This window comes from Streptomyces anulatus (genome assembly GCF_000721175.1).
Lineage (GTDB): Bacteria > Actinomycetota > Actinomycetes > Streptomycetales > Streptomycetaceae > Streptomyces > Streptomyces anulatus_C.
The window spans coordinates 45,149-70,903 of the sequence record NZ_JOEZ01000039.1 but is presented as its reverse complement, the minus strand read 5'-3'; the positions used below and the strand labels follow the sequence as shown (position 1 = coordinate 70,903).

The window sequence follows — 25,755 nt, the reverse complement described above, 5'->3', positions numbered from 1 at the left end:
ACTCAAACACCCCATCTACGAAGAAAAGCCGTAGAGAGGGCCGGGGAATACGTCGCTCTTGTCCCCTTACGAGGAGTCGGCGCGGGCTACGAAATCCTTCGCACGGAAGACGTTTAACCCCTGCCCCATGGGGTCTTTTCCGGACATGAAGCCGCGAAACGACCGTATCGCCCAAAGCCCCGAAAGGGCCTGCCGGCGCCGGGCCGAAGGTCCCGCGGCCGATCATGGCCGCTTCTCCTACCCCGGGTAGTAGGCGTGTTTCGGGCTGTGCGCCTTGTCACCGCCGGTGGGACCTGAGTCCTTCCGATTCGGGACCTTCGGCCTGCTCCTTCACTACGCTGGCGGGAAAGCGGCATCGCACCCCGGGGGACCTTATGACGGCAGGGAACAGCCACGCACTGGACGGCATCGAGCTCGCCGATGCCGTCGCGTCCATCCGCAACCAGCTCATCGACGCGGCGACCCGGGCCACGGACCACCCCGTCTCCTTCGCGGTCGGCGACATCCAGATGGAGTTCACGCTCGAACTGCGCCGTGAGGCCAGGGCGGGCGGCAAGGTGAAGGCCTGGGTGGTCGAGGCGGGCGCGGACGCCGCCCGCACCACGGGCCGCACGCACAAGGTGGCCTTCACCCTGACCCCGCGCAACGCCGCGACGGGCGAGGCGTGGGAGATCGGGACCCAGGACGACGGCTCGACGGCGGGGTTCGGTGACGGGGACGGCCGGGGAGAGGGCCCGGCGGGCTCCGGCGACGGGCTCGTACGCCCGTGAGCGCGACGGTCCTGCCGAGCCCGCCCGTCGTCCACCCCGCCGACCGTACGGTGGTCGTCTCCGCGATCCAGCAGGGCAGCGGCGTCCTGCTCACCGACCGGCTGGTCCTGACCTGCGCCCATGTGGTCAAGTCCGGGTCCGTCCTGATCGCCCACCCCGCCCTCCCGGACCGCGTACGGGCCACCGTCGCCTGGATCGACTACCGGCTGGACGCGGCCCTGCTGGAGGCCGTCGAACCGGTGCGGCCGGTCCCTCCCGTGCGGCTCGGCGTGGTCGACACCCGCCAGGCGATACCCGCGTGCGAGATCACCGGCTTCCCGCGCGTCCAGCGCTACGGCCGCGACCAGCGCCTGGAGGCCGACCAGTACACGGCGACGGTCCTGCCCATGGCGGGCCGGGTCCGCGACCTTCTGGTCTGCGATCTCGACGGCCCGCCCGCGCCGCACCCGGACGACGAGCCGGCCGCCCTGTCCGGGCTCTCCGGCGGCCCGGTCTTCATGGGAGACGTGCTGCTGGGCATCGCCCGGCAGGTCCCGCAGCAGCGCGACGGCCGCCGCGTCGAGTGCGTCCCGCTCGCCCCGGTCCTGGCGGCGAAGCCCTTCCGCCTCGTCTACCGGCGGACCGGGGTCGACCCGCGCGAGGAGCGCGTCCACGGCAGCTTCCCGCGCGACCTGCGGTACGAGGCGGAGTACGCGCAGGCGCTGGGAGTGGCGTACCGCCGTACGAAGATCTTCGGCCTGGACGAGCTGAGCCGGCACGACGCCGAGTGGGATCTGGACACCGCCTACCTCAGCCTGGAGGCCCAGGCGCAGGCCCAGGACCGGGCCACACAGCACCGAGGGATCACGGAGGCCGCCCCGCCCCTCCCCCAGCGCATCGACGCCCTCCTCACCGACCGCCCCCGGGTCCTGTTGCGCGGCGAGGCCGGCGCGGGCAAGACGACGCTGCTCTGGTGGCTGGCCGCCCACGCCTCGGCCCGCACCCTGGACGACGAACTGGCCCCGCTGAACGGCCTGGTCCCCTTCGTCGTCCCCCTGCGCACCCTGCGGGCCCGTGGGGTGACGTTCCCGGGCCCGGCCGAGCTGTCGGGCGCGGCGGGACTGGTGATCGACACGGCACCGGAGGGCTGGGCGGGCCGGGTTCTGGAGTCCGGCCGGGCGCTGTTGCTGGTGGACGGCCTGGACGAGGTGCCGCCGGAGGAGCGCGAGCAGGCGCACACCTGGCTCTCGCAGCTCCTGGCCCGCTACCCGGACACCCGCTGCGTCGCGACCGTACGCCCACTCGCCGTCGAGCCGGACTGGCTGCGCTCGGAAGGCTTCGCGGAGTTACGGCTCCTGCCGATGCGGAACGAGGACATCCAGGCATTCGTGGCCTCCTGGCACCGGGCCGCCCGGCTGTCGGAGGAGGACGACGCCGAGCGGCTGGACGGGCTGGAACGCGACCTGGCCCACCAGTTCGACCAGAACTCCACGCTCCGTGACCTGGCCCGTACGCCGCTGCTCTGCGCGGTGATCTGCGCCCTGCACCGCCGCCGCGACGGGTTCCTGCCGGAGACCCGCTGGCAGCTGTACCGCTCGGCCCTGGAGATGCTGCTGGGCCACCGCGACCACCGCCGCCGGATCGGGAACCCCGAGGGCATCGACCTGGACGTCGAGGAATCCACCCAGCTCCTCCAGCGGATCGCCGTCTGGCTGGTCCGCGAGGGCCAGTCCGAGTTCACCCGGGACCAGGCACTGCGCCAACTCGACCGTGCGCTGGTGGGGATGGAACGGGTGAGCGCGCAGGGCCCACCCGAGCGGATCCTCACCCACCTCCTCAACCGCAGCGGCCTGCTCCAGGAACGCGCCGACGCCACCTACCAGTTCATCCACCGCACCTTCCAGGACTACCTGGCCGCGAAGGAACTCGTCGAGGACGACCACCTGGGCGAACTGCTCCGCCACGCGGACGAGGAGCCCTGGCAGGACGTGATCCTCCTGGCTGCGGGGCATTGCGGGCGGCGCGAACTGGGCCTTCTGGTAACCGGATTGCTGGACGCGGGCGAGAGGTGCGAGCCAGGGTCGGTCGAGCGGACCGACCTCCACGTCCTGGCCGCACTGTGCGCCCAGCACGCGGCGTGGCTGGACGGGGCGGTACGGGACCGGGTCCGGGTGAGCGTCGCGAGGCTGTTCCCGCCCCACAGCGCGGATCAGCGGAACGCCCTGGCACTGCTCGGGCAGGACGCGCTGGCCGTCCTCCCGCAGCCGGGCGACGTGCCGGTCGACAGCGCGATCGCTGAGCAGGCGGTGCTTCTCCTCGGCCTGATCGGCGGGGCGCAGGCGGTCCCGGTGGCCCGGGACTGGGCACGCGCGCATCCGGGCCTGGGCAAGACGATGGCGGACTGCTGGGACGCCTTCCCTCCCGAAGCTTTCGCCGTCGAAGTGCTGAGTCACTACTGCCTGGCCGGGGCATCGGTCACGATCACCGACTCCCAGCAGTTGAAGGCCCTGCGCCATCTGCCGTCCGCCGACTACCTCTCCTGCGGAGGCGACATCTCCGAAGCGGAGCTGGGCGAGGCGCTTCGCGGGAGGACGCTGGAGTTCCTCTTCCTCGCCGAGAACCACCGGTTCTCGGACCTCTCCGTGCTGAACGGATGCGGGAAGACCCTCCGGCACCTCTTCTTCCGCTGGTGTCCGCAGATCAAGGACCTTCGCCCGCTTCAGGCGCTGAGCGCCCTCACGACACTGAAGCTCGACGCCACTCATCTGCCACCGGCGTTCCTGGGCCCGCTGGCGGACATTCCCGCGCTGACCGCACTGTGGCTGATCTGCCCGGACGTACGGAAGCTCAGCGACATACCCGCCCACCGGCAAGTGACACGCCTGGCGGTGGAGACCGAGCACCCCTTGGCGCTGGACGTCCTCCATGCCTGGCCGGCGCTGACCTCACTGGAGCTCTCGGGCACTCGCGCGTCCCTCGACACCTTGGCGGATCTGCGGGGGCACCCGAGGATCACCCGACTTGAGCTGACAGCGTTTCCCTGGGGCAGCCCGGCGGCGGTCCCCGTAGACGTACCGTCGGTCACCGACCTGACCGTGCCGTCGCCCCCACGCGGGGAGAACCTGGCGTCCGTCCGGCACAGTTTCCCCGCGCTCGGCCACCTGGTCCTCCTGGTGCGCGATACCACCGAGGTGCTGGACCTCACCACACTGCACGCATGGCCCGACCTCCAGGTGACCGTTGCCGGGCCGCATATCCCGAAACTCGTCGGGGCGGCCGAGCTGGGCGACCGGCTGAAGATCGACATCTCCTGATCCACGAGGAGATCCCCTGAGCACCGAAAAGGGGCTGCCCCGGACCGGCCGTTGAAAGCCGGTTCCGGGGCAGCCCCTCAGCTGTGCGCTACGAGAGCGTCACGCGTCCTTCGTGAGGTTCGGGCCGGCGCCGCCTGCCGCCTGCTCGATCGGCGGGACGTCGGGCAGCGCCGACTTCTCCTCGCCGCGGAAGGTGAACTTCTGGTCGTCACCCTCGCCCTCGGTGCCCACGACCACGATGTGACCGGGACGCAGCTCACCGAAGAGGATCTTCTCGGAGAGGATGTCCTCGATCTGCCGCTGGATCGTCCGGCGCAGCGGCCGGGCGCCCATCACGGGGTCGTAGCCCTTCTTCGCCAGGAGCGACTTGGCCTCGGAGCTGAGCTCGATGCCCATGTCGCGGTCCCTGAGCCGCTCGTCGACCTTGGCGAGCATGAGGTCGACGATCTGGATGATGTCTTCCTCGGTCAGCTGGTGGAAGACCACCGTGTCGTCGACACGGTTGAGGAATTCCGGCCGGAAGTGCTGCTTGAGCTCTTCGTTGACCTTGGTCTTCATCCGCTCGTAGTTCGTCTTGACGTCGCCCTGAGCGGCGAAGCCCAGGTTGAAGCCCTTCGAGATGTCCCGGGTCCCGAGGTTGGTCGTCATGATGATGACCGTGTTCTTGAAGTCCACGACCCGGCCCTGGGAGTCGGTCAGGCGACCGTCCTCCAGAATCTGGAGCAGGGAATTGAAGATATCGGGGTGGGCCTTCTCGACCTCGTCGAAGAGGACGACGGAGAACGGCTTGCGGCGCACCTTCTCGGTGAGCTGGCCGCCCTCCTCGTACCCCACGTAGCCGGGGGGCGAACCGAAGAGGCGGGAAACCGTGTGCTTCTCGCTGAACTCCGACATGTCGAGGGAGATCAACGCGTCCTCGTCGCCGAAGAGGAATTCGGCGAGCGTCTTGGAGAGCTCGGTCTTACCGACACCGGACGGGCCGGCGAAGATGAACGAGCCACCGGGGCGCTTCGGGTCCTTCAGGCCGGCTCGCGTACGGCGGATCGCCTGCGAAAGGGCCTTGATGGCGTCCTTCTGCCCGATGACGCGCTTGTGGAGCTCGTCCTCCATGCGCAGCAGACGGGAGGACTCCTCCTCCGTCAGCTTGAAGACCGGGATTCCGGTGGCCGTGGCCAGGACTTCGGCGATGAGCTCGCCGTCGACCTCGGCGACGACGTCCATGTCGCCGGCCTTCCACTCCTTCTCCCGCTTGGCCTTCGCCGCCAGCAGCTGCTTCTCCTTGTCGCGGAGGGAAGCCGCCTTCTCGAAGTCCTGGGAGTCGATGGCCGACTCCTTGTCGCGGCGGACACCCGCGATCTTCTCGTCGAACTCGCGGAGGTCCGGCGGCGCGGTCATCCGGCGGATGCGCATCCGGGATCCGGCCTCGTCGATCAGGTCGATCGCCTTGTCCGGCAGGAAGCGGTCCGAGATGTACCGGTCGGCCAGGGTCGCGGCCTGGACGAGGGCCTCGTCCGTGATGGAGACCCGGTGGTGGGCCTCGTAACGGTCGCGCAGGCCCTTGAGGATCTCGATGGTGTGCGGCAGCGACGGCTCCGCGACCTGGATGGGCTGGAAGCGGCGCTCGAGAGCGGCGTCCTTCTCCAGGTGCTTGCGGTACTCGTCGAGCGTGGTGGCACCGATGGTCTGGAGCTCACCGCGCGCCAGCATGGGCTTCAGGATCGAAGCCGCGTCGATGGCGCCTTCCGCGGCACCCGCACCGACGAGCGTGTGGAGCTCGTCGATGAACAGGATGATGTCGCCGCGGGTGCGGATCTCCTTGAGGACCTTCTTCAGGCGCTCCTCGAAGTCACCCCGGTACCGCGAACCGGCGACCAGGGCGCCGAGGTCCAGGGTGTAGAGGTGCTTGTCCTTGAGGGTCTCGGGCACCTCGCCCTTGACGATCGCCTGAGCCAGGCCCTCGACGACCGCCGTCTTGCCGACGCCGGGCTCGCCGATGAGGACCGGGTTGTTCTTGGTCCGGCGGGACAGCACCTGCATGACCCGCTCGATCTCCTTCTCGCGCCCGATGACCGGGTCGAGCTTGGACTCACGAGCGGCCTGGGTGAGATTCCGGCCGAACTGGTCGAGCACCAGGGACGTGGAGGGCGTGCCCTCCGCGGGGCCGCCTGCGGCCGCCGTCTCCTTGCCGCCCGAGTATCCGGAAAGCAGCTGGATGACCTGCTGCCGGACCCGGTTCAGGTCGGCGCCCAGCTTCACGAGGACCTGGGCGGCGACGCCCTCGCCCTCGCGGATCAGGCCGAGCAGGATGTGCTCGGTGCCGATGTAGTTGTGGCCCAGCTGAAGAGCCTCGCGGAGCGACAGCTCCAGGACCTTCTTGGCTCGCGGGGTGAAGGGGATGTGCCCGGAAGGAGCCTGCTGCCCCTGCCCGATGATCTCCTCCACCTGCTGGCGGACCGCCTCGAGCGAAATCCCGAGGCTCTCCAGGGCCTTAGCGGCGACACCCTCACCCTCGTGGATCAGGCCCAGGAGGATGTGCTCGGTGCCGATGTAGTTGTGGTTGAGCATCCGGGCTTCTTCCTGAGCCAGGACGACAACCCGCCGCGCGCGGTCGGTGAACCTCTCGAACATCGTTAATCGCTCCTCAGAGCGGTCGGTCAGTGAGGGGTCGGTCCCCTCCCGGTCCTTCCGCATGCTAGTCCCGCAGGACGGGACAGCTCATTCCAACTGCCGACATCCGTCCGGATCACCCCCGCACCGGCGGGGACTCTTACTGCCGAACAGCTGACAACTGCTCCAACCCGATGGTGCGAGACGATGTTCCCGCAGGCCAGGCAGATACCCCTTTCGCCAGTACGCCGATGGCGAACGTGAGACGCCTCGGCCGGCGTTTCGCCCCTTCCCACTAGGAAAGTCTTACCCGCAATCACTGACAGTCCATGCGGCGCGCGCCGGTTCCCTCCGCTACGGGCGAACAACCTTGCCCTGCTGAACGCTCTCGCGCGCCCCCAAGGGCAGCACACAACGTGATGCGTAGCGAACCCTGCGTAACCCCGGGGGTGGTTCGGCGGTTCATCGGGCATGACCCCCACCGTCCCGCAGCCCCGATCGTCGCCCGATGCCGCTCCGGGTTCCGCCGACGCCGCTCTCGCCCGGCGGTACGCGAGGGAGCTGGGCTGGGCGACCGCTGGAAGCGCTCCGCTGCGGCTGCTCACCGGGGTGGGCTTCGATGTGCTGGAGCTGCCCGCCGAGGCCGGTCACGCCGTGCTGCGGCGCGGTGTGCGCACCGGTCCCGTGCTGCTGTCCGGTGCGCGGATGGGGCTGCTGGTCGCCGCGGGCGGCGCCGATGAGCTGCCGGGGCTGCTCGACTGGCTGGAGTGGGGTCCGGTCCCACTGGACCTGACCGCCATGGGCGTGGGGGGCCGCGTCACGGCCCCGCCTCTCCCCGGCGCCCCGGAGGACTCGCCGGGGGCCGCCGTCTGGCTGCGGCCCCCAGAGCCGAGGCGTGCGCCCGAGCCGGCGCTGCCGGCCCTCGCGGGCTTCGGGAGCAGCGGTGGGGATGCCCCCGATCTCGTACGCCTGGTGGACGCCGCGGCTACGGAATGCCATCGCGTCCGGTTGTCACGCGCCCGTTCCGGGGTGCTGACAAGGGGGTCCGCAGATCAGCCGTTGGCCTTCTCGTAAGCCTCACGGATCTCGGCGGGAACGCGGCCGCGGTCATTCACGTTGTGGCCGTTCTCCCGCGCCCACCGGCGGATTTCCGCGGTGTCCTTGTTACCCCCGGCCGCGGCGCGGCCCTTGCCGCGGCCCGTGGCGGCACGGCCACCGGTGCGACGTCCACCCTTGGTGTAGGGCTCGAGAAGGCCGCGAAGCTTGTCCGCGTTGGCCGTGGTGAGGTCGATCTCGTACGTCTTGCCGTCAAGAGCGAACGTGACGGTCTCGTCGGCCTCGACACCGTCGAGGTCATCGACAAGAAGGACCTGAACCTTCTGTGCCACGGGATATCCTTTCATCGAAAATGGAGTACGCGGAAAGGAAACCGCTTTTCCCTCGAAAACACAAACCCTCGGGAGAGGTTCAGCAGCCCGAGAAGACGGGAAACGTGCGCGATTCGGACATAGGGTTGCAGGTCCTTCTGCAGATCACAGGTGCAGAAGCATCCGGCTGTTGCCCAAGGTGTTCGGCTTCACTCGTTCGAGGCCGAGGAACTCCGCGACACCCTCGTCGTAGGAACGCAGCAGCTCGCTGTAGACATCGGTGTCGACGGGCGTCTCCCCGATCTCGACGAAGCCGTGCTTCGCGAAGAAGTCCACTTCGAAGGTGAGACAGAAAACCCTGCGGACACCGAGCCATCGCGCGGTCTGCAAGAGCTTGTCCAGTACGTGATGCCCTACTCCCGCGCCCTTGACGCGGGGGTCGACGGCAAGGGTCCGCACTTCCGCCAGGTCTTCCCACATGACATGAAGTGCGCCGCAGCCGATGACCGTCGCGTCCTCGTCGCGTTCCGCGACCCAGAACTCCTGGATGTCCTCGTAAAGGGTGACGGTCGCTTTGTCGAGCAGGATGCCCCCGGACACGTACCCGTCGAGGAGTCGTCGTACCGACGTGACATCACTCGTCCTGGCCCGCCGGACGGTGATCGCGGGCTTATTTACCGACGGGTCGGTATGGAGTTCGGTTTCGGGATCGCTTTGCGGCTGCTCTGAGGACATGCCTCGACGCTATCGCCCGCTCTCCGGCGTCACGTCATCGGCCGGGGCGTCATCTCCGGCGGTGCCGGCGGTCGGTTCCGCGGGGTTGCCGGGGGTGGTTTCGGCGGGGTTGCCGGGGGTGGTTTCGGCAGGGTTGGGGGAAACCATACGAACGGCATCCTGCAGCGCTTCCCGCTGCTCGGCGGACATCATGCCGAAGAAGGCGACAAGCGCGGCGGCGGGGTTGTCACTGCGCGACCAGGCTTCGTTCATCAGTGCGGCCGAGTAGGCGGCCCTGGTGGAGACGGCCGTATATCGATAGGCGCGGCCGTCGACTTCCCTGCGTACCCAGCCCTTCTGATGGAGATTGTCCATTACCGTCATCACGGTCGTGTAGGCGATGGACCGTTCCTGCTGAAGGTCCTCAAGGACTTCCCGCACGGTGACCGGTCGGTTCCATTGCCAGACGCGTGTCATCACGGCGTCTTCGAGGTCTCCCAATTGACGGGGCACGAGATCACTTTAGTGCTAGATGTCCCGAATGTTCTGGTATTTACACAGCAAAAGAGCGCACGGCTCCGACGAGTCGTGCGCTCCGGGAGGGACGCGGTGCGGGCGGACCGCACCAGCGGTCAGACGTTCTCCGGACGAGCGGTCTGCTTTGCGGTCTCCGCGCGGGCGAGCGCCGCGTCCACCGCGCCGTCCTCCTTGGCCTTGTTCGGACCACCCTGACTCTTGACGATGATCACGATCAGAGAGATGAAGAAGACGGCCATCACCACGGGCGGCACGAGCGCGGATACATAGTCCATGCCGTCCAGAGTAGCGAGCCCCGAACGCCCCGACGCGGCGACCTCCCGGTGGAGGCCGCCGCGTCGGACGTCGAGGAGAAGGTCAGCCGGCCGCTCGCTCCTCGGACGGGGGCGGTGCGGGCCGGCGGCGCGGCGGGAAGACCTCGGAGGGCTTGGGCATCGGGCGGTCGCCGGGCTTCTGCGGGTGGCTCGGCGCGGCCGGGGTCCTGGGCCGGTCCGGTTCCCGGCCGGCGACGCGGCCGCCGGGCAGGGCGAGCAGCCGGCTGCGGGGGCCCGGGGCCGTGGGTCCGGCGGAGTGGCCGGCGAGCCGGGCCCGTACGGACCGCTCGGCGAGCACCTGACAGCGCTCCAGGAGGGCCGCTGCGAGCCGCCCCCCGCGCAGCGCGCGCAGGGCGGCCAGATCGTCCGGACGGGGGTCGTAACCGGCCGCCAGGGCGTCCTGAAGCAGCTCCAGGTAGCCGGTGGCGGAGCCGGGGAGGGCGTTGCGGTAGCGGGCGAGGTCGGCGAGGAGGAACGCTCGCAGCCGACCCGCCTCGCCGGCCGCCTCGTCCACGGAGCCGGCGAGCCGCAGGCAGTCCTGGACGTCCTCGTCGGACAGGGGCATGGGGTGGAGGGCGATGGCGAGGGCACGTCGGAGCACCCGCAGCTCGTCCGCGCTGAACGCCATGCCGCCTCGTGAACCGTAGGGCGTGGGCATAACGCGACAATACGTGCTAAATGGACAAAATCCGTTTAACTGGCCGTCGGTGGCGCGGCGTGCCCGACCCGGTGCCCCGGCCCCGCCCCCGGCCGTTCCCGCAGGTACGCCGGGCTTCCGCGCGACACCCTTACGACCGGGACACGTTCCGCTCGTACACCAGGCGCAGCCCGATGAGCGTCAGCCACGGCTCGTGCTCGTCGATGACCGAGGACTCCCCCAACACCATCGGAGCAAGCCCGCCCGTCGCGATGACCGTGACGTCGTCCGGGTCGGCGGCCAGCTCCTTCTTCATCCGGGCCACCACCCCGTCGACCTGGCCCGCGAAGCCGTAGATGATGCCGGACTGCATGGCCTCGACGGTGTTCTTGCCGATCACGCTGCGCGGCCGGGCCAGCTCGATCTTGCGGAGCTGGGCGCCCTTGACGCCGAGCGCCTCGACCGAGATCTCGATGCCGGGGGCGATCACCCCGCCCGCGTACTCGCCGCGCGGGGAGACCGCGTCGAAGGTGGTGGCGGTGCCGAAGTCGACGACGATCGCCGGGCCCCCGTACAGCTCGACGGCCGCCGCCGCGTTGATGATGCGGTCCGCGCCGACCTCCTTCGGGTTGTCCATCAGGATCGGCACGCCCGTCTTGACGCCGGGCTCCACCAGCACGGCGGGGACGTCGCCGTAGTAGCGGCGGGTGACCTCGCGCAGCTCGTGCAGGACCGAGGGGACGGTGGCGCAGATCGCGATGCCCTCGATGCCGTCGCCCAGCTCCATGCCGAGCAGCGGGTGCATGCCCATCAGGCCCTGGAGCAGGACGGCCAGCTCGTCGGCGGTGCGGCGGGCGTCGGTGGAGATCCGCCAGTGCTCGACGATCTCCTCGCCGTCGAAGAGGCCGAGGACCGTGTGCGTGTTGCCGACGTCGATGGTGAGCAGCATCAGGCGTCGGCCCCGTCGGCGGAGGGGGACGCGTCCGCGTCGCGGAAGTCCAGGCCGATGTCGAGGATCGGCGAGGAGTGGGTGAGCGCCCCGACCGCGAGATAGTCGACGCCCGCGTCGGCGTAGGCGCGGGCCGATGCGAGGGTGAGGCGGCCGGAGGACTCCAGGACCGCCCGGCCGTCGACCAGGGCGACGGCCTCGGCGGTCTCGGCCGGGGTGAAGTTGTCCAGCAGGATCAGGTCGACGCCCGCGTCCAGCACCTCGCGGACCTGCTCCAACGTGTCGACCTCGACCTCGATGGGCAGCTCGGGGAACTCGGCGCGGACCCGCAGAAACGCCTCGGCGACACCGCCCGCGGCGATCACGTGGTTGTCCTTGACCAGGGCGGCGTCGGAGAGCGACATCCGGTGGTTGACGCCGCCGCCGCAGCGCACCGCGTACTTCTCCAGCGCGCGCAGGCCCGCCGTCGTCTTGCGGGTGTCGCGGACCCTGGCCTTGGAGCCCTCCAGCACGTCCGCCCAGGCGCGGGTGGCGGTCGCGATGCCCGAGAGGCGGCAGAGCAGGTTCAGCGCGCTGCGCTCGCCGGTCAGCAGGTCGCGGGTGCGGGTGGTGACGGTCAGCAGCTTCTGCCCGGGGACGATCCGGTCGCCGTCCTCGACGTGCCGCTCGACCTCGAACTCCTCCGTACAGACGATCGACAGGACTGCCTCGGCGACCCGGAGCCCGGCGACCACGCCGGCCTCGCGGGCGGTGAAGTCACCGGTGATCACGGCGTCCTCGGGAACGGTCGCCACGGTCGTGACGTCGACCCCGCCGTCGAGGTCCTCCTCGATCGCCACATGGGCGACGTCCTCGACCTGGACGGGGTCGAGCCCCGCCTGGGCCAGCAGCAGGGCGAGCGCGGGGTCGAGGCCGCACTCCAGGGCGTCGGGGTCGAACCCGTCGTCACCGCCGCAGCCGCAGGCGTCGCCGCAGCCGCCTCCCGCCGGAGCGGAAGGTGCGGGCGCGCCGACGCTGATCAGCGGTACGTCCACGGGTGTGGGGCGCGGATTCTCTTCGGGCGTGCTCACGGTGTCGGCTCCTCGGGGGCGTGGCGGGTGGTGCGGGTAGGGCTGGTGCTTCTCGTGTGCTGCCGGTGCCGCCCTGTGGTGCCCGGCGGTGCGGCTGCTCACCGGCAGTCTGCTCAATCCGACGGGCGTACGGGCGGGAACGCGGCGGTCTCCGTGCGGCGGACGAGCGGGGTGCGGTCCGGCCCGATGCGGACGACCAGGTGGCGGCGGCCGCGGGCGTCGTCGCGGTCGGGCCGGTCCTCGCGCCAGTGGCAGCCGCGGGTCTCCTCGCGTTCCCGGGCGGCGGCGACCAGGACACGGGAGACCAGGAGCAGGTTGGTGACCTCCCAGGCGTCGACCCCGGGGACGACCGCCTTGGACCCGTCCGCGTCGGCGGCGGCGTCGCGGTGCAGGGCCTCCAGCTCCTCGGCGGCGGCGGCCAGGCTGTCGGCGGAGCGCAGGACTCCGGCGCCCCGGGTCATGGTGCGCTGGATCGCCGTACGGGCCTCGGGGGCCAGCAGCGGGGCCGGGGCGTCGGCCGTGTCGCCCGCGTCCCCGGGAGACTCCGCCGGCTCGGTGCGGGGCGGGCGGACCTCGGCGATGTCGGCGGCGATGCGCTCGGCGAAGACCAGGCCCTCCAGGAGGGAGTTCGACGCGAGGCGGTTGGCCCCGTGCACTCCGGTGCAGGCGACCTCGCCGCAGGCGTACAGGCCGGGGACGGTGGTGCGGCCCCGCAGGTCGGTGCGGACGCCGCCGGAGGCGTAGTGCGCGGCCGGGGCGACCGGGATGGGCTCGGTGACCGGGTCGATGGAGTGGGCCCGGCAGGCGGCCAGGATGGTGGGGAAGCGCTGCTCCCACATCCGCGCCCCGAAGTGCCGTGCGTCAAGGTACATGTGCTCGGTGCCGTGCTCGTGCATCCGGCGGGTGATGGCCTTCGCGACGATGTCGCGGGGGGCCAGCTCGGCCAGCTCGTGCTGCCCGGCCATGAAGCGGACGCCGTCGCCGTCGACGAGATGCGCCCCCTCGCCCCGTACGGCTTCGGAGACCAGCGGCTGCTGGCCCTCGGAGTCCGCGCCGAGGAACAGGACGGTCGGGTGGAACTGGACGAACTCCAGGTCGGAGACCTCCGCCCCGGCCCGCAGCGCGAGCGCCACCCCGTCGCCGGTCGAGACGGATGGGTTGGTGGTGGCGGAGAAGACCTGGCCCATGCCGCCGGTGGCGAGGACCACCGAGGGGGCCCGGACCGCGCCGACGCCGTCGTGCTGGCCCTCGCCCATGACGTGCAGCGAGACACCCGCCGTACGGCCTTCGGCGTCCGTGAGCAGGTCCAGGACCAGGGCGTTCTCGATGGTGTGGAGGGCTGCCTCGCGGACCGCCCCGACCAGGGCGCGGGAGATCTCCGCGCCGGTCGCGTCGCCGCCCGCGTGGGCGATGCGGCGGCGGTGGTGGCCGCCCTCGCGGGTCAGCGCGATGTCGCCGCTGTCCGTGGTGTCGAAGTGCGCGCCGGTGTTGATCAGCCGGCGTACGGCGTCGGGGCCCTCGGTGACCAGGGTGCGCACGGCCTCCTCGTCGCAGAGACCGGCGCCCGCGACGAGGGTGTCGTCGAGGTGCTGCTCGGGGGTGTCGCCCTCGCCGAGCGCGGCGGCGATGCCGCCCTGGGCCCAGCGGGTCGAGCCGTCGTCGAGGCGGGCCTTGGTGACGACGACGGTGTCCAGGCCGGCGGCGGCGCAGCGCAGCGCCGTGGTGAGCCCGGCCACGCCGGAGCCGACCACCACGACGTCCGCGTCGATGGCCCAGCCGGGGGCGGGGGCGGTCAGCCGTATTCCGGTCACGTCAGGGCTCCGAAGGTGAGGGGGATGTTGTCGATGAGGCGGGTGTCCCCGACCCGGGCCGCGACGGCGAGGATCGCCTCCCCGCTCTCGCGGTCGTCCGGGATCTCGGTGAAGTCCGCCGGGTCCACCAGGGCCAGGTAGTCCAGGGCGAGCGGCAGCCGGTCGCGGGCGGCGGCCTCCTCCAGCACGGTCCGGGCGGCGGCGCGGACGGCCGCGGGCGCCCCGTTGGGCCGGGCCAGCGCCACGGCCTGGGCGTCGGCGGCGGCGCGGGCCTCGCCGAGCCGGTTGAGCCCGGCGGCCCGGTCACCGCCGGGTGCGGTGGCCAGGGCCCGCTCGTGCAGGGCCTGCTGGGCGGCGAGCCGGTCGCGGGCCGCGAACAGGGCGCGGGGCAGGGCGAGCGCGGTGCGCCGCTCCTCGGCGGAGAGGAAACGGTTGCGGCTGGAGAGCGCGAGGCCGTCCGCGTCCCGGACGGTGGGGACGCCGGTGATGCGGACGCCGAAATTCAGGTCGCGGACCATGCGGCGGACCAGGGCGAGCTGCTGGGCGTCCTTCTGCCCGTAGAACGCCTCGTCGGGGCGGGTGAGGTGGAGGAGCTTGGCGACGACGGTGAGCATCCCGTCGAAGTGCCCGGGGCGGGCCGCGCCTTCGAGACGCTCGCCCATGGGGCCCGCGGTGATCCGGACCTGGGGCTCACCGCCGGGGTAGACCTCGTCCACGCCGGGGGCGAAGACCGCGTCGGCCCCCGCCGCCGCGGCGATCTCCAGGTCGGCGTCCAGGGTGCGCGGATAACGGTCCAGGTCGGCGGCCTCGCCGAACTGCAGCGGGTTCACGAAGACGGTGACGACGACCTGGCCGTCCGCACCCGCGGCTTCGCGGGCGGCGCGGATCAGGGCGGCGTGGCCCTGGTGGAGCGCGCCCATCGTCATGACGACGGCCCGCTCGGCCCCGGCGGGGCGGGGCAGCGCGTCGAGCTCGGCGGCGGTGCGCAGGAGGGCGGGGGCCGGGGCGGTGCGGCGGCGGGCCGGAGCGGGGGCGTGGCCCTCGTCTCCCGTACGGCTGGTGGTGGTCATCGGGTCTCTCCCGGTCCCGTACGGCTGATGATCGTCGTCATCGAGGTCTCTCCCGGTCCCGTACACCTGTTGATCGTCGTCATCGGGACTCCCCCGGTCCGGGGCCGCCGGGACGGCGTTCCTGGTCGGCCAGGACGACGAGCAGGTCCTCGGCCAGTTCGGCCCTGAGCAGGCCGTGGGCGAGGGCCCGGTCGGCCGTGGCGCGGGCCATCGCGAGATATCCGGCCACCGCCTGCGGGGCGTGCTCGCGCAGTTCGCCGATGTGGGCGGCGACCGTGCCCGCGTCCCCCCGGGCGACCGGGCCGGTCAGTGCGGCGTCGCCGGAGCGCAGGGCGTTGTCCAGGGCGGCGCCGAGCAGCGGGCCGAGCATCCGGTCGGGGGCGGCGACCCCGGCCTTGGTCAGCAGCTCCATCGACTGGGCGACCAGGGTGACCAGGTGGTTCGCGCCGAGGGCGAGGGCCGCGTGGTACAGCGGGCGGGACTCCTCGGCGATCCACTCGGGCTCGCCGCCCATCTCGATGACCAGGGCCTCCGCTGCGAGCCGCAGCTCCACGGGGGCGGTGACCCCGAAGGAGCAGCCCGCGAGCCGCTGGACGTCGACGGCGGTGCCGGTGAACGTCATCGCGGGGTGCAGCGCGAGCGGCAGGGCCCCGGCCCGCAGCGCGGGGTCCAGCACCCGCGTCCCGTACCGCCCGGAGGTGTGGACGAGCAACTGCCCCGGGCGTACGGCACCGGTCTCGGCGAGGCCCTCGACCAGCGTGGGCAGCACGTCGTCGGGGACGGTCAGCAGCACCAGCTCGGCGCGGGCCAGCACCTCGGCGGGCTCCACCAGGGGCACGTCGGGGAGCAGTTCGGCGGCGCGGCGCCGGGAGGCGTCGGAGACGCCGGACACGGCGACCGGCCGGTGCCCGGCGAGCTGGAGGGCTGCGGCGAGGGCGGGTCCGACCCGGCCCGCACCGACGACGCCGACCGTGAGTCGGGCGGGGCGGTCCCTCGCGTCGAGGGGTTCCTTCGAAACTGGTGCGTTCACGCGGCGATGGCCTTCCGTTCCAGTCCGCGGGGGGTACCGGACGACTTCTCTGCATGCTACGCCAGCGTTTCGGCGGAGCTCCCCCACCGCCCACAGCCTGTGGATAACTTTCCCGGGCCGGACTGGGGCCGGACTCGGGCCGGGTCGGAATAGGCGGGCGCGCTGTCAGAGGTCCGGGTGATGATCGTCCCATGGCAGCGATGGATGAGCAGGAGCAGCGGCGGCGCAGGCTGACCGCGTGGCGGGGGTCCCGGCGGGTGCTGGCCCGGGTGGGCGCGGACGGCACGCTGGGCGAACGGCTGGCGGCGCTGGCGGCCGGCGCCGCTTCCGTACACGACCCGGAGGACTGGACCGATGTGTACGGGGGCGGGGTCGTCGCCGATCTGGAGCGGCGGGTGGCCGGGCTGCTGGGGATGGAGGCGGCGGCGTTCTTCCCGACCGGGACGATGGCCCAGCAGGTCGCGCTGCGGTGCTGGGCGGGGCGTACGGGCGACGCGGCGGTGGCGCTGCACCCCCTGTCCCACCCGGAGCTGCACGAGGGCGGGGCGCTGGGGTCGGTGAGCGGGCTGCGCACGGTGCACCCGACGTCCGAGCCGAGGCTGCCGAGCGCGGAGGAGGTCCGGGAGTTCCCCGAGCCGTTCGGCACGCTGATGCTGGAGCTGCCGCTGCGGGACGCCGGGTTCGTGCTGCCGTCCTGGGAGGAGCTGACGGCGGTGGTGGAGGCGGCCCGCGAGCGGGACGCGGTGGTCCACGTCGACGGGGCGCGGCTGTGGGAGTGCGGTCCGCACTTCGGGCGGGAGCTGTCGGAGATCGCCGCGCTCGCGGACAGCGTGTACGTGTCGTTCTACAAGTCCCTGGACGGGCTGTCGGGCGCGGTGCTGGCGGGCCCTTCGACGCTGGTGGAGGAAGCCCGGGTGTGGCGCCACCGGTACGGGGGCCAGGTCTTCCAGCAGTACCCGGCGGCGCTGTCCGCGCTGCTGGGCCTGGAGCGGGAGCTGCCGAGACTGCCGTCGTACGTGGCCCACGCGAAGGTGGTGGCCGGGGCGCTGGCGGAGGGGTTCGCGGCGTCGGGGGTGCCGTGGTTCCGGGTGCGACCGGAGCCGCCGCACACGCATCAGTTCCAGGTCTGGCTGCCGTACGGGACCGAGGTGCTGGACGAGGCGTCGGTGCGGCAGGCCGAGGAGACGGGCGTGGCCCTCTTCCGGCGCTGGTTCGCGGGGGCGGGCGGGGCGGGTCTGCCGCCCGGGGTCTCGTTCACCGAGGTGACGGTGGCGGGGGCGGGCCTCGAGTGGTCGGCCCAGGACGTGCGCGATGCGGTGGCGGGGTTCGTGGGGTATCTCGGGTAGGGGCGGGGCGGGGCGGGGCTGCTTGGTGGCGGGGGCGGCCTGGCCGTAGGGGCGGCCACCGGGCACGGAGGGGCTTGTCCGGTGCCGGCCCCCCGGCGTCAGGATTCCGTCCTCGAACGCCGGAAGGGCTGGATGTGCCGTCCGCGTCAGGGTTCCGTCCCCACATGCCGGTCGGGCTGGGTGTGCCGGGCGAGCTTGAACCGCCGGTACAGGTCGCGCAGGACCGAGCGGTCGTGCCGGCCCGGCGGCGGGGGCGCGGGCTCCGACAGCCGGGCCGCGCGGCAGGTGTCGAGCATGTGCTGCTGAAGGGCGCTCATGCCGACAGCCTGCGCGGGTCACGGCGGTGCCGCCGCGTTGATTGACTGCCCCCGTCAAATGGCACGACGGCTCGTGCGCGTACCCCCACTATGGAGGGGTGAGCGTGCACATAGACATCGCGGGCCTGCCCGCCGACCGCGTCGTTTTCGCGACCTCCCCCCTGGCCGAACTGGGCCTCGCCCTGCATGCGCTCTCCGAGCCCGGCCACCACCCGGGGCTGCACGGCTGGGCCACCGCCACCGCGGCGGCTCTGGAGCCCGACCTCGCGGACCGGATGCTGGAGGCGGAGTTCCTCTGGCGGAACACCTTCTCCGATGTGTTCATGCCGTTCTCCGGTATCCGGGGCGGTGATGGCAGGACCGGGGCGACGCTCGCCGAGGACCTGGACCTGCTGGACAAGATGGACGACGAGCGGTTCGTCGCCGCGGCCCTGGAGTTCACCTGCGCCACCCACTACGGGGCCGGGGCACCGTCACCGCTGAGCGACGCGGCCATGCGGGGCCGCGCCCTGGACCTGGCGGCGGCGCGCGGCCCGCAGCAAGTGGAGTTCACCCGGCGGCTGCTGGCCGACCCCGCCTCCGTACGCGGCTGGATCCGGCGGCTCTTCGAGGACTGCGACGAGGCGTTCTTCGCCGACACCTGGCGCCGGGTCTCCGTGCAGCTGGTGGCGGACGCCCGGCACAAGACGGAGCTGCTGCGGCGCAAGGGGCTGGCCGACGCGGTCGGGGCGGTGTCCTCCGCCGTGACGCTGGACGAGGACGCGGGACGGATCAACGTCGACAAGCTGTCCGAGGGCCGGACCACCGCCGTCGACCCGGGGGTCGGCCACGGCCTGACCTTCGTCCCGACCAGCTTCGGCTGGCCGCACCTGATGGTGCTGCACGCCCCGGGCTGGCGGCCGGTGATCCACTACCCGGTCCACCTGCCCGAACTGCCGTCGCCCGCCTCCGTGGAACAGCTCCAGCTCCGGATGGAGGCCCTGGCCCACCCGATGCGGATGCGGCTCTGCCGCAACCTGGCCCGCTCCCCTTACACCACCGGCGAGCTGGCCGACTCCCACGGCATCACCTCCCCCGAGGTCTCCCGCCACCTCTCGGTGCTCAAGAAGGCGGGCCTGGTCACGACGCGCCGCCGGGGCCGCTATGTCCTGCACCAGTTGGACCTGACGGTCGTGGCCCGGCTCGGCAGCGACTTCCTGGAGGGCGTCCTGCGCTGAGCCGGCCTGCCGCCGATGGGTGCTCAGTCGAAGCGGATGTGCCGCACACCGGTCCAGGTCCGCCGCAGCCGTCTGCTTCTTGCCGCCGCCGAACGGCCCGTTGATCCACAGCAGCCTGCCCACGACCGGCCTCCGCTTCGCTCAGCCCGCGCCGCCGCCGGCCCGGACCAGGCCGGTCTCGTAGGCGAGGACGACGACCTGGACCCGGTCGCGGAGGTTCAGCTTGGTGAGGATGCGGCCGACGTGCGTCTTGACGGTGGCCTCGGAGAGCACCAGCCGGGCCGCGATCTCCCCGTTCGAGAGGCCCTGGGCGACCAGGAGCATGACTTCCCGTTCGCGTTCGGTGAGCTTGCTGACGTGCTTGTTCTTCGGCTCCTTGTCGCCGCTGGGCAGCATCGGCGAGAAGCGGTCGAGCAGCCGGCGGGTGGTGGACGGAGCGACGACCGCGTCGCCGCTGTGCACCGAGCGGATCGCGGCGAGCAGCTCGGCGGGCGGCACGTCCTTGAGCATGAAGCCGCTGGCCCCCGCCTTCAGCCCGGAGAAGGCGTACTCGTCGAGGTCGAACGTGGTCAGGATGAGCACCTTCGGCGGGTCCTGCTGCGCGCAGATGCGGCGGGTCGCCTCGACGCCGTCCAGCCGGGGCATGCGGACGTCCATCAGGACCACGTCGACGGCGGTGGACCGCAGGATCTCGATCGCCTCCGCCCCGTCCCCGGCCTCGGCCACGACCTCCATGTCGGGCTGGGCGGCGAGCACCATCCGGAAGCCGGTCCGCAGCAGCACCTGGTCGTCGACGAGCATCACGCGGATGGCCATGGTCATGGGTACGTGTCCAGTCCTGAGGTCGGTCGTGGGGTCGTCAGCGGTCCGGGGGGGGCGGGGTGGTCGTGGACGGGCCGGGTCAGCCCGGGGGCTTGAGCGGCAGCAGGGCGCTGATCCGGAAGCCGCCGCCTGGCCGGGGCCCCGCGTCCAGGGTGCCTCCGACCATGCCGACCCGCTCCCGCATCCCGATCATCCCGTGCCCGGCGCCGTCCGCGCCGCCGTCCTCGTACAGCTCGTGCGCCGCGCCCCGGCCGTCGTCCTCGATCAGCAGCCCGAGGCCGTCGTCGAAGTAGACCAGCCGGACGCTGGCCCCGGCGTCGGGTCCGCCGTGCTTGCGGGTGTTCGTCAGGGCTTCCTGCACCACGCGGTACGCGGTCAGCTCCACGCCGCTGGGCAGCGGGCGGGGGGTGCCCTCGACCTTGAAGTCGACCTCCAGGCCGGTCTGCCGCACCTGCTCGACCAGGTCCTCGATCTGCTCCACATCGGGCTGGGGGACATACTCCCCGCTCTCCGGGGCGTCACCGGTGCGCAGCACGCCGAGCAGCCGGCGCATCTCGGCGAGCGCCTGGCGGCCGGTGCTGGAGATGGTCTCCAGGGCCTGCTTGGCCTGGTCGGGGGCGGCGTCCATGACATAGGCGGCGCCGTCGGCCTGGACGACCATCACGGACACGTTGTGCGCGACGACGTCGTGCAGCTCGCGGGCGATCCGGGCCCGCTCGGCGGCGACCGCGACCTTGGACTGCGCCTCGCGTTCCCGCTCCAGGCGGGCGGCACGCTCCTCCAGCTGGTCGAAGTAGGCGCGCCGGGTCCGCAGCGAGTCCCCGAGCACCCACGCCAGCACGAACGGCACGGTCATGATGACCGTCACGAAGATCACCTGGGGCCAGGACCCCCCGGGCTCGGCCTCCCACCGCAGCTGGGAGAGGGCCGCCGCGCTCAGGCTGCAGACCAGGGCCAGCCGGGAAGCCCAGCGCTCCCCGACCGTGGCCACGGTGTACGTGATCACGAGCATCGCGAAGTTCCCGATGCCCGGCCGGACGTCGAACACCAGTTGCACGACGCCCACCAGGATGGCGAGCAGCAGCATCTTCTCCGGGGCCTTGCGGCGCAGCGCCACCACCGTGGAGAGCCCCAGCACCACCGGAACGGCGACGATCTCCTCGCGCCCGGCGTCGTACATGCCCGAGACCATCGACACGCCGGAGAGCCCGAGGAGGAAGACGGCCCAGAAGACGTCGACGCCCGTCGGGTGTCTGCGGATGAAATCGTAGAGGCGCTGCACGTGACCCAGCGTAGGGACAGCAGATCGGTGCCCGGGTCAACCGGAGGGTCGATCCGGGTCCTGGGACCGTACTCCCCAAGGTGGAGACTTGCCTACATGACGGACGAGTGGCGTGGGTGGCGAGAGGCGGCTCAGGCCGCTCTGTACGGGTACGAGGGGTTTTATCGCAGCCCGCTGCGGAGCCCGGAGGGACCGGCGGGCCACTTCCGTACGTCGGTCCACGCCTCGCCCCTTTTCGCGGCGGCGGTGGCCCGGCTGCTGACCGGAATCGCCCGGGAGCTGGACACCGGCACGGTCGCGCTGGTCGATGTCGGGGCGGGGCGGGGCGAGCTGTTGACCGGGGTGCTGGCCGCGCTGCCGGAGGGCCTGGACGTGACTCCGTACGCCGTCGAGGTCGCCGCCCGGCCCACAGGCCTGGACCCCCGGATCGAGTGGTGCTCGGAGCCGCCCGCAGGGGTCACCGGGCTGCTGTTCGCCAACGAGTGGCTCGACAACGTTCCGGCCGAGGTGGCGGAGGTGGACGCGGACGGTGTCCCCCGGTACGTCCAGGTACGGACCTCCGACGGCGCGGAGCGGCTCGGCGATGCGGTGACCGGGGCGGACGCGGCGTGGCTGGAGCGCTGGTGGCCGCTGTCCGCGCCGGGCGAGCGGGCGGAGATCGGGCTGTCCAGGGACGAGGCGTGGGCGGGCGCGGCCGGTTCGCTCGCCGCCGGTCTCGCGGTGGCGGTGGACTACGCGCATGTACGGGGCGCGAGGCCGCCCTTCGGGACGCTGACCGGCTTCCGGGGCGGGCGCGAGGTGCGCCCGGTGCCGGACGGCTCCTGCGACCTGACCGCGCATGTGGCGCTGGACGCCTGCGCGGCGGCGGTGTCGGGGGCGCACGCGAGCACCGAGCTCACCGACCAGCGCGCGGCGCTGCACCGGCTGGGCGTCGGCGGCGGCCGGCCGCCGCTGGGCCTGGCCACCACCGACCCGGCGGGCTACGTACGGGCGCTGGCGGCGGCCGGCGAGGCGGCGGAGCTGACCGCCCGCGGCGGGCTCGGCGACTTCGGCTGGCTGCTGCACCGGGTGGGCCCGGAACCCGGTCGGTGACGAGGCGCCGCCGGGTGAACGGGCGCGGGCGACCCCCGCCCGGGAGGCGCGGCGAATAACGGGCGCGGGGAAACCCGGCGCGGGAGGCGCAGGGAATACTGTCCCGCATGACGGAGACGACGATCGGCATCGGCGGAGCGGCGGAGAGCACCGACATGGTGCTGAACATCGGTCCCCAGCACCCCTCCACACACGGCGTCCTGCGGCTGCGGATCGTGCTGGACGGCGAGCGCGTCCAGCACGCGGAGCCGGTCATCGGCTATATGCACCGGGGCGCGGAGAAGCTCTTCGAGGCGCGCGACTACCGGCAGATCGTCATGCTCGCCAACCGCCACGACTGGCTCTCCGCGTTCTCGAACGAGCTGGGCGTCGTGATGGCCGTCGAGCGGATGCTCGGCATGGAGGTCCCCGAGCGCGCCGTGTGGACGCGGACGCTGCTCGCCGAGCTGAACCGGGTCCTCAACCACCTGATGTTCCTCGGCTCCTACCCCCTCGAACTCGGCGGCATCACCCCGGTGTTCCACGCCTTCCGGGAGCGCGAGGAGCTCCAGGCGGTGATGGAGGAGGTCTCCGGCGGGCGGATGCACTACATGTTCAACCGGGTCGGCGGGCTCAAGGAGGACGTCCCGGCGGGGTGGGCCGGCCGGGTCCGCGACGCCGTCGCCTCCGTCCGCTCCCGCATGGACGTGTACGAGAACCTCGTCCTCGGCAACGAGATCTTCCGGGGCCGTACCCGCGACGTGGGCGTGCTGTCCGCCGGGGCGGTGCACGCGTACGGGGTGTCGGGCCCGATCGCCCGCGCCTCGGGCGTCGACTTCGACCTGCGGCGCGACGAGCCGTATCTCGCTTACGGGGAGCTCCAGGACACCCTGAAGGTCGTCACCCGGACCGAGGGCGACTGCCTGGCCCGCTTCGAGTGCCTGCTGGAACAGACCCTGGGCGCCCTGGACCTGGCCGACGCCTGCCTGGACCGGATGGCCCATCTGGCGCCGGGGCCGGTCAACCAGCGGCTGCCCAAGGTGCTCAAGGCCCCGGAGGGCCACACCTACGCCTGGACGGAGAACCCGCTCGGCGTCAACGGCTACTACCTGGTGTCCAAGGGCGAGAAGACGCCCTACCGGCTGAAGCTGCGCTCCGCCTCGTTCAACAACATCCAGGCGCTCACCGAGCTGTTGCCGGGCACCCTGGTCGCCGACATGGTGGCGATCCTGGGCTCGCTGTTCTTCGTCGTCGGCGACATCGACAAGTAGCGGGCGGGAACGTCTCTCAGGAGACCGCGCCGCGCAGTCGGGCCACGTCGATCTGTTCGGTCTCGTCGTGCGCGGTGAGGTCGATGACCTTGCCGACGGCCTGGTTCGGCACCGCTCCCGTGCGGTGGGCGGCGAGCGCCTCCTCGCCGACGACGTCCGCGAGGTCCTCGTTCTGCACGGACTCGATCGCGGCGTTCGCCTTCTGGGCGCTCTGCGCGCCGAAGAAGTCGAAGGTGCCCTGGGGGGCCGGCTGGCGGCGCGCGGCGTACGGGACGACGGCCGAGGCGGCCGGGATCGCGCGCGGCGCCCGCAGCGGCGCGATGGAGGCCGGGGCCTTCACGCCCGGGAGGGCCGGGGTGTTCGGGTTCCGGGTGTCGGGGGCCGGGGCGGGCGGAGTGGTCGTGGGGCGGCGGCGCTGCTGGTCCAGGTGCTCGCCCGCCCCGGTGGCCGCCGCGTGCTTCCCCTTCGGGTCCTCCGCCTCCGCGTCCCGGTGCCGGTCCTCGACAGCCGACTGACGCTGCCGGACCGCCTCCACCGTCCGGCGGGTCTCCTGGAGCGCCGCGTTGCGCGTGAGGTTCATCAGGGCCTCGTCCGCGCGGCGGTACGACTCCGGCGTCGGCGTGGACCTCGCGGGCAGCAGTTCCTTGGGGCCCGCGGCCTCGATGGCGAGCTGCCTGCGGCCTTCCAGCGCACTGGCCCGCTCGGTCTCGGCGTTGGCGTAGCGGCGCAGCAGTCCGGCGTGCTCCCCGCGCAGCCCCGCGAGCTCCACCCGCTTGCGGCGGAGCTTGGTCTCCAGACGGGTGCGCAGCTCGCGCGACTCCTCCAGATCCTGCTCCAGCTCGGCTATCCGCTCCTCGGCCCGCCATTCGTCACTGGCGCGGGCCCGGGTCAGCTCGGCGACCCGCAGCCCCGCCGCCCGGTCCCAGCTGCGCATCAGATACGCGCCGGTGACGGCGGCGGCCGCCACGGCGGCCACCAGGCCGCGCAGGAGCAGGGGTTCGGCCAGCAGCCAGGCGCCGGAGGCCCCGGCGACCGACACTCCCGCCACCACGGAAGGCGGCAGGATTCTGTGGAGGGGCGGCGAATGGCGGTGGCGTCCACGTGGCATGGCCTGAAATTTACCGTGTGTGCGCGCCACTTGGGGGGCCGCCCGGCAATCTGTTCCCCGCCGGTTACCTTGCGGCCCCCCGAAGGCCCTCTCCCGGTCCTTTACTTCTCGATCAGGAGCTACTTCTTGATCAGGTTCTTCGACTGCAGATACTCCTTGGCCACGTCGGCCGGCTTGGCGCGCTCGGCGTCGACCTTCCGGTTCAGCTCGGCGAGATCTTCCGTGGTGAGCGCTGCCGTGAGCTTGCCGAGGGCGTCGGCGATCTCCGGCGCGCCCGCGTCCTTGGCATTCAGCACCGGAAGAACGTTGTCCGCGTTCTGGAGCTTCTTGTCGTCCTCCAGGAACACCAGCCCGTCCAGCACCGCGTCCGTGGTGGTCGTCAGGACCAGCTGGACCTTGCCGTCGCGGACGGCCTGCTTGGACTGCGGGGTGCCGACGCCCTTGGGGTCGATACCCGTGACGTCGATGCCGTACGTCTTCTTCAGACCGGGTGCGCAGAACGGGCGCACCTCGCACTCGTCACCCGCCGCGATCTTGACCTTGAGCTTCGACTTCCCGAGATCGGAAAGGGTGGTGAGGCTGTTCTTCTCGGCGAATTCCTTCGAGACCGCGAAGGCGTTCTGGTCGACGGCCTTCCCGGCCGGGAGGACCGTGAGACCCAGCGGGGCGGCGAGCTCCCTCAGGGCGGTGACCGTGGCTTCGACGTCCCCGGAGGCCACCGGCTTCGCCTGGGCCGCCTCGGCCCCGTTGACCTTGGCGTTGAGGAATTCGGCGATGGTGGCGGCGTACTCCGGTACGACGTCGATCTCGCCCTTCTCCAGCGACGGCTCGTACAGCTCACGGTTCTTCACCGTGGTGATCGAGGTGCTGTATCCGGCGTCGCCCAGGATCTGCGCGTACAGCTCGGCGAGCACCTTGGACTCGGTGAACGAGGCCGAGCCGACGACCAGGGAGCCCTTCTCGCCGCCGGCCGAGGAACCGGTGCCGCCCTTCTCCTTCTCCAGGCTGTCGCCGCCGCAGGCCGCGAGCGACCCGGCCAGCGCCACCATGCCGATGACCGCTCCGGCTATCCGCGAGGTCCTGCTCATGTGTTGTTCTCCATCCGAACAGAGGAAAAGTGACCAGAAGAAAGGTGATCAGAAGTGGGGTGAC

23 protein-coding genes are annotated in these 25,755 nt (G+C 71.9%); 7 read left to right on the top strand and 16 right to left on the bottom strand.

Annotation, left to right across the window (positions count from 1 at the left end; all coding sequences use genetic code 11):
• Positions 1 to 374: 374 nt before the first annotated feature.
• Both IG90_RS0133380 and IG90_RS0133375 read left to right on the top strand, forming a co-directional pair.
• Positions 375 to 770, top strand: a complete 396-nt coding sequence (locus tag IG90_RS0133380; protein ID WP_030593233.1) for a trypco2 family protein — start codon at positions 375 to 377, stop codon at positions 768 to 770.
• Positions 767 to 4,063 carry a serine protease gene (locus IG90_RS0133375; RefSeq protein ID WP_233436152.1) on the top strand — a complete coding sequence of 1,099 codons (3,297 nt, stop codon included), beginning with the start codon at positions 767 to 769 and terminating at the stop codon, positions 4,061 to 4,063. The genes IG90_RS0133380 and IG90_RS0133375 overlap by 4 nt, the downstream gene beginning before the upstream one ends.
• Positions 4,064 to 4,162: 99 nt before the next feature.
• On the opposite strand, the gene IG90_RS0133370 is transcribed toward IG90_RS0133375, so the two are convergent.
• Positions 4,163 to 6,691: an ATP-dependent Clp protease ATP-binding subunit gene (locus IG90_RS0133370; protein ID WP_030593228.1), complete on the bottom strand. Its 2,529-nt coding sequence runs from the start codon at positions 6,689 to 6,691 to the stop codon at positions 4,163 to 4,165.
• A 450-nt stretch (positions 6,692 to 7,141) separates the two neighbouring features.
• Between IG90_RS0133370 and IG90_RS0133365 the strand changes: the two genes are divergently transcribed.
• Complete coding sequence (locus tag IG90_RS0133365; RefSeq protein WP_030593225.1) at positions 7,142 to 7,744, top strand: SCO3374 family protein; 603 nt, start codon at positions 7,142 to 7,144, stop codon at positions 7,742 to 7,744.
• Here the strand turns inward: IG90_RS0133365 and IG90_RS0133360 are convergent.
• From IG90_RS0133360 to IG90_RS0133315, 10 genes are all read right to left on the bottom strand, one after another.
• Entirely contained in the window at positions 7,723 to 8,058 is a 336-nt protein-coding gene (locus IG90_RS0133360; RefSeq protein ID WP_006125504.1) for a histone-like nucleoid-structuring protein Lsr2, read from the bottom strand. The two genes, IG90_RS0133365 and IG90_RS0133360, sit on opposite strands and share 22 nt — an antisense overlap.
• 144 nt (positions 8,059 to 8,202) lie before the next feature.
• The gene (locus IG90_RS0133355; RefSeq protein WP_063739509.1) at positions 8,203 to 8,772 is read right to left on the bottom strand and encodes an amino-acid N-acetyltransferase; all 570 of its coding nucleotides are present in this window, start codon (positions 8,770 to 8,772) and stop codon (positions 8,203 to 8,205) included.
• A gap of 9 nt (positions 8,773 to 8,781) precedes the next feature.
• Complete coding sequence (locus IG90_RS0133350; protein WP_030593218.1) at positions 8,782 to 9,228, bottom strand: BlaI/MecI/CopY family transcriptional regulator; 447 nt, start codon at positions 9,226 to 9,228, stop codon at positions 8,782 to 8,784.
• A gap of 155 nt (positions 9,229 to 9,383) precedes the next feature.
• Positions 9,384 to 9,563, bottom strand: a complete 180-nt coding sequence (locus tag IG90_RS0133345) for a hypothetical protein (RefSeq protein WP_030593215.1) — start codon at positions 9,561 to 9,563, stop codon at positions 9,384 to 9,386.
• An 82-nt stretch (positions 9,564 to 9,645) separates the two neighbouring features.
• Entirely contained in the window at positions 9,646 to 10,230 is a 585-nt protein-coding gene (locus tag IG90_RS0133340; protein WP_030593212.1) for a hypothetical protein, read from the bottom strand.
• 160 nt (positions 10,231 to 10,390) lie between these two features.
• Positions 10,391 to 11,188, bottom strand: a complete 798-nt coding sequence (locus IG90_RS0133335; RefSeq protein ID WP_030593210.1) for a type III pantothenate kinase — start codon at positions 11,186 to 11,188, stop codon at positions 10,391 to 10,393.
• Positions 11,188 to 12,258, bottom strand: coding sequence for a carboxylating nicotinate-nucleotide diphosphorylase (gene nadC, locus IG90_RS0133330; RefSeq protein ID WP_033894883.1), 1,071 nt, complete (start codon positions 12,256 to 12,258; stop codon positions 11,188 to 11,190). The genes IG90_RS0133335 and nadC overlap by 1 nt, the downstream gene beginning before the upstream one ends.
• A gap of 113 nt (positions 12,259 to 12,371) precedes the next feature.
• Positions 12,372 to 14,069, bottom strand: coding sequence for an L-aspartate oxidase (locus tag IG90_RS0133325; RefSeq protein ID WP_030593204.1), 1,698 nt, complete (start codon positions 14,067 to 14,069; stop codon positions 12,372 to 12,374).
• Entirely contained in the window at positions 14,066 to 15,139 is a 1,074-nt protein-coding gene (panC, locus tag IG90_RS0133320) for a pantoate--beta-alanine ligase (RefSeq protein ID WP_233436151.1), read from the bottom strand. The genes IG90_RS0133325 and panC overlap by 4 nt, the downstream gene beginning before the upstream one ends.
• Before the next feature lie 79 nt (positions 15,140 to 15,218).
• A complete protein-coding gene (locus IG90_RS0133315; protein WP_030593200.1) occupies positions 15,219 to 16,169 on the bottom strand; it encodes a Rossmann-like and DUF2520 domain-containing protein in 951 nt (316 codons plus the stop codon).
• A 191-nt stretch (positions 16,170 to 16,360) separates the two neighbouring features.
• On the opposite strand from IG90_RS0133315, the gene IG90_RS0133310 reads away from it, so the two are divergent.
• Entirely contained in the window at positions 16,361 to 17,515 is a 1,155-nt protein-coding gene (locus tag IG90_RS0133310) for a threonine aldolase family protein (RefSeq protein ID WP_030593198.1), read from the top strand.
• Positions 17,516 to 17,661: 146 nt separating this feature from the next.
• Here IG90_RS0133310 and IG90_RS45030 read toward each other — a convergent pair whose 3' ends face one another.
• The gene (locus tag IG90_RS45030) at positions 17,662 to 17,832 is read right to left on the bottom strand and encodes a hypothetical protein (protein WP_164493844.1); all 171 of its coding nucleotides are present in this window, start codon (positions 17,830 to 17,832) and stop codon (positions 17,662 to 17,664) included.
• A gap of 104 nt (positions 17,833 to 17,936) precedes the next feature.
• Between IG90_RS45030 and IG90_RS0133300 the strand changes: the two genes are divergently transcribed.
• Positions 17,937 to 19,049, top strand: coding sequence for a DUF5937 family protein (locus tag IG90_RS0133300; RefSeq protein ID WP_030593195.1), 1,113 nt, complete (start codon positions 17,937 to 17,939; stop codon positions 19,047 to 19,049).
• 141 nt (positions 19,050 to 19,190) lie between these two features.
• On the opposite strand, the gene IG90_RS0133295 is transcribed toward IG90_RS0133300, so the two are convergent.
• Positions 19,191 to 19,865: a response regulator transcription factor gene (locus tag IG90_RS0133295; protein ID WP_030593192.1), complete on the bottom strand. Its 675-nt coding sequence runs from the start codon at positions 19,863 to 19,865 to the stop codon at positions 19,191 to 19,193.
• 85 nt (positions 19,866 to 19,950) lie between these two features.
• Entirely contained in the window at positions 19,951 to 21,153 is a 1,203-nt protein-coding gene (locus IG90_RS0133290; RefSeq protein ID WP_030593189.1) for a sensor histidine kinase, read from the bottom strand.
• 96 nt (positions 21,154 to 21,249) lie between these two features.
• Here IG90_RS0133290 and IG90_RS0133285 point away from each other — a divergent pair, with 96 nt between their 5' ends.
• A complete protein-coding gene (locus tag IG90_RS0133285) occupies positions 21,250 to 22,245 on the top strand; it encodes an SAM-dependent methyltransferase (RefSeq protein WP_030593187.1) in 996 nt (331 codons plus the stop codon).
• 107 nt (positions 22,246 to 22,352) lie between these two features.
• Entirely contained in the window at positions 22,353 to 23,495 is a 1,143-nt protein-coding gene (locus IG90_RS0133280) for an NADH-quinone oxidoreductase subunit D (protein WP_030593184.1), read from the top strand.
• A 16-nt stretch (positions 23,496 to 23,511) separates the two neighbouring features.
• Here the strand turns inward: IG90_RS0133280 and IG90_RS0133275 are convergent, their stop codons facing one another.
• Complete coding sequence (locus IG90_RS0133275; RefSeq protein WP_164493845.1) at positions 23,512 to 24,603, bottom strand: hypothetical protein; 1,092 nt, start codon at positions 24,601 to 24,603, stop codon at positions 23,512 to 23,514.
• A 119-nt stretch (positions 24,604 to 24,722) separates the two neighbouring features.
• The gene (locus IG90_RS0133270) at positions 24,723 to 25,691 is read right to left on the bottom strand and encodes an ABC transporter substrate-binding protein (RefSeq protein ID WP_030593177.1); all 969 of its coding nucleotides are present in this window, start codon (positions 25,689 to 25,691) and stop codon (positions 24,723 to 24,725) included.
• Positions 25,692 to 25,755: the final 64 nt, after the last annotated feature.